Here is a 3,882-nt window from a genome sequence, read left to right on the forward strand (position 1 = left end):
GGCCGGCGGTGAACAGCATCTCCTTCGCCGCGCGGGGGCCGACCATCCACGGGTGGGCGAAGTACTCGACGCCCGGGATTCCCATGCGCACCACCGGATCGGCGAAGAACGCGTCGTCGGCGGCGACGATCAGGTCACACACCCAGGCCAGCATCAGGCCGCCGGCGACGCAGGCGCCCTGCACCATTGCGATGGTCGGCTTCGGAATCTCCCGCCACCGCCGGCACATGCCCAGATAGACCTCGATCTCCCTGGCGTAGCGGGAGTCCCCGCCCTGCCTGCCGACGTGGTCCCACCACAGCACGGCCTTGCGGTCGAACGAGACGTCCACGTCCCGGCCCGGGCTGCCGATGTCGTGGCCGGCCGAGAAGTGCCGGCCGGCGCCGGCCAGCACGATCACCCGCACCTCGTCGTCGTCCACGGCGCGGACGAACGCGGCGTCCAGCGCGTAGGTCATCGCCGAGTTCTGCGCGTTGCGGTACTCGGGCCGGTTCATGGTCACCACCGCGGCCGGTCCGCGCCGCTCGTACTCGACCGGGTTCATGGTTGGCTCCTGAGCAGTCGTTTGAGGACCTTGCCGGACGGGTTGCGGGGTAGCTCGGAGCGGAACTCCACCTGCCGGGGCACCTTGTAGTTGGCCAGCCGCTGCCGGCAGAACGCGATCACGTCGTCCGGGTCGAGGGTGGCGCCGGGCGCCGGGATGACGAACGCCTTGCCCACCTCGCCGAGCCGCTCGTCCGGGACCCCGACCACCGCGGACTCGGCCAGCCCGTCGAGCCGGGCGAGCACCTGCTCCACCTCGGCCGGGTAGACGTTGAAGCCGCCGCAGATGTACATGTCCTTGAGCCGGTCGGTGATCGTGAGATAGCCGCGCTCGTCGAGCCGCCCGACGTCGCCGGTGTGCAGCCAGCCGTCGGCGTCGATCGCCTGCCGGGTGGCCTGCGGGTCGTCCAGGTAGCCGAGCATGACGTCGGGGCCGCGCAACAGGATCTCGCCCGCGTCGCCGATCCGCACCGCCATGCCGGCCACCGCCCGGCCGCAGGTGTGCGCGACCGTGCGCGGATCGTCGTCCGGGCAGCACATGGTGGCCACCACCGCCTCGGTCAGCCCGTAGGCGGTCAGCACCACCTCGAAGGACAGCTCCGCGCGCATCCGCTCGACCAGCGCCACCGGCACGGTCGCCGCGCCGGTGACCGCGAGCCGCAACGAGGACAGGTCCCGGTCCGTCCGGTCGGGACGGTCGAGCAGGGTCTGGTACAGCGTGGGGGGCCCGGGCAGCACGGTGATCCGCTCCCGCTCGACGAGTTGCATGGCCCGGCCGGCGTCGAAGACGAGCTGGGGCACGAGCGCCGCGCCGCTGTGCAGCGCGGCCAGGATGCCGGCCTTGTAACCGAAGCTGTGGAAGAACGGGTTGATCACCAGGTACCGGTCGGCCTCGGTCAACCCACCGCGGTGCGCCCAGGCCGCCGCGACGCCGAGGGACTGGCGATGCGCGCTCATCGCGCCCTTGCTGCGCCCGGTGGTGCCCGAGGTGAACAGGATGTCGGCGACCTGGTCCGGTCGGACCGCGGCGGCGCGCGCGTCGGCCCGGGCCACCGGCACGGCGGCGGCCCGGTCGGTCAGCTCGGCCCAGTCGCCCTCGTCGTCCGGACCGATGGGGATCCGCACGATCACCTCGAGCCGGGGCGCCGGGCCCGCGTGCCAGAGTTGCTCGAGCCGGTCGACCCCGAGGAACGGACCGGCGACGAACAGCGCCCGGGCGTCACTGCGGCGCACCACGTCGAGCAGTTCCGGCCCGGTGAACCGGGTGTTGACCGGCACCAGTACCGCGCCGGCGTACAGCACGCCCAGCGCCGCCTCGATCCAGTGGTGGGTGTTGGGGGAGCAGAGCGCGACCCGGTCGCCGGCCTGGATTCCGGCGGCGACCAAGGCCCGGGCCACGGTGCGCGCCCGGTCGAGCAGTTCGGCGTAGCTACGCCGAACCTCGCCGTGGGGATCGGCGACGGCCTCCCGGTCGCCGAACCGTCCGGCCGCCCGGACGAGCGCGCCGGGGATGGTCGCGGCATCGGGAGTCATCGCTCCCATGCTACCGAGCAAATGCTTGGTAGGCTACCCGTCATGGACCTCGGCGCGTTCCGGCGGGAAGTGCGGGAATGGTTGGCGGACAACCTGGTCGGGGAGTTCGCCGGGCTGCGTGAGGCCGGCGGTCCCGGTCGCAAGAACGAGGCGTTCGAGGCGCGGCTGGCCTGGGAGCGGCACCTCGCCGCGGCCGGGTGGACCTGCCTGGGCTGGCCGGCCGAGCACGGCGGGGCCGGGCTGCCGCTGGACGCCCAGCTGGTGTTCCACGAGGAGTACGCGCAGGCCGGCGGGCCCGCCCGGGTCAACCACTTCGGCGAGGAACTGCTCGGACCGACCCTGATCGCATTCGGCACAACCGCGCAGTGCCAACGGTTTCTGCCCCGGATAAGGGAGGTGCGGGAGTTGTGGTGCCAGGGCTACTCCGAGCCGGGCGCCGGGTCCGACCTCGCGGCGGTGTCCACCTCGGCCACGGTGGACGGCGGGCAGTGGGTGATCACCGGTCAGAAGGTGTGGACCTCGTTCGCGCACGTCGCCGACTGGTGCTTCGTGCTGGCCCGGACCACACCCGGCGGCCGGCATGACGGCCTGTCCTACCTGCTGGTGCCGATGCGCCAGCCGGGTGTCGAAGTCCGTCCAATTGTGCAACTGACTGGCGACGCCGAGTTCAACGAGGTGTTCTTCGACGGCGCCCGCACCGACGCCGACCTGGTGGTGGGCGCGCCGGGCGACGGCTGGCGGGTGGCCATGGGCACGCTCGCCTTCGAACGCGGGGTGGCCACCGTCGGCACCCAGGTCGGGTTCGGCCGCGAGCTGGCCGCGCTGACCGACCTGGCGATGCGCACCGGCGCCGCCGACGACCCGGACCTGGCGCGGCGGCTCGCCACGGCCCGGATCGGGCTGGAGGTGCTGCGCGCGCACGCCCTGCGCACCCTCGGCTCGGCCGAGCCGGGCACCGCCTCGGTGGCCAAGCTGCTCTGGTCCACCTGGCACCGCGGCCTCGGCGAGCTGGCCATGGACGTGCTCGGCGCCGCGTCGCTGACCCACGACGGCGACCTCGGCACCTGGCAGCGGCTGTTCCTGTTCAGCCGCGCCGACACGATCTACGGCGGGTCCAGCGAAATTCAGCGGAACATCATTTCCGAACGGGTGCTCGGCCTGCCGAGGGAGCCGCGCGGATGAGCCTCCTGGCCGGCAAGACCATCGTGATCACCGCCGCGGCAGGCACCGGGATCGGGTCGGCGGCCGCGCGGCGGTGCCTCGAGGAGGGCGCCGCCGTGGTGGTCAGCGACGCGCACCGGCGGCGGCTGGCCGAGACCGCGGCCGAGCTGGCCGCCGCGCACCCCGGCCGAGTGCACGCGCTGCCCTGCGACGTGACCGTGCAGGACCAGGTCGACGGGCTGATCGAGGGCGCGGCCGGGCACTTCGGGCGGGTCGACGTGATGATCAACAACGCCGGGCTGGGCGGCGAGGCGTCCATCCTGGAGATGACCGACACGGACTGGGCCCGGATCCTGGACGTCACGCTGACCGGCACCTTCCGGTGCACCCGCGCGGCGCTGCGCCGGATGGTCGAGCAGGGCGGCGGGGGCGCGGTGGTCAACAATGCCTCCGTGATCGGATGGCGGGCGCAGCGCGGCCAGGCGCACTACGCCGCTGCCAAGGCGGGCGTGATGGCCCTGACCCGGTGCGCCGCCATGGACGTTGCCGGGCACGGCATCCGGGTCAACGCGGTCGCACCGAGCCTGGCCATGCACCCGAACCTGGCCAAGGCGGCCAGTCCCGCCCTGCTCGCCGAACTGGCCG

4 protein-coding genes are annotated in these 3,882 nt (G+C 73.2%); 2 read left to right on the forward strand and 2 right to left on the reverse strand.

The window, feature by feature from the left end:
- Both VFO68_RS24875 and VFO68_RS24880 read right to left on the reverse strand, forming a co-directional pair.
- Nucleotides 1–544 (reverse strand): enoyl-CoA hydratase (locus VFO68_RS24875; RefSeq protein ID WP_325160794.1); only part of this gene is annotated, 544 nt, incomplete at its 3' end.
- On the reverse strand, nucleotides 541–2,076 hold the full coding sequence (locus VFO68_RS24880) for a FadD3 family acyl-CoA ligase (protein WP_325160795.1): 1,536 nt from the start codon (nucleotides 2,074–2,076) through the stop codon (nucleotides 541–543). The genes VFO68_RS24880 and VFO68_RS24875, both read right to left, overlap by 4 nt.
- Nucleotides 2,077–2,118: 42 nt before the next feature.
- Between VFO68_RS24880 and VFO68_RS24885 the strand changes: the two genes are divergently transcribed.
- Both VFO68_RS24885 and VFO68_RS24890 read left to right on the forward strand, forming a co-directional pair.
- The gene (locus VFO68_RS24885) at nucleotides 2,119–3,258 is read left to right on the forward strand and encodes an acyl-CoA dehydrogenase family protein (RefSeq protein WP_325160796.1); all 1,140 of its coding nucleotides are present in this window, start codon (nucleotides 2,119–2,121) and stop codon (nucleotides 3,256–3,258) included.
- Nucleotides 3,255–3,882 (forward strand): SDR family NAD(P)-dependent oxidoreductase (locus tag VFO68_RS24890; RefSeq protein WP_325160797.1); only part of this gene is annotated, 628 nt, incomplete at its 3' end. The genes VFO68_RS24885 and VFO68_RS24890, both read left to right, overlap by 4 nt.

It is taken from the genome of Actinophytocola sp. (genome assembly GCF_035712165.1).
Lineage (GTDB): Bacteria > Actinomycetota > Actinomycetes > Mycobacteriales > Pseudonocardiaceae > DASYTH01.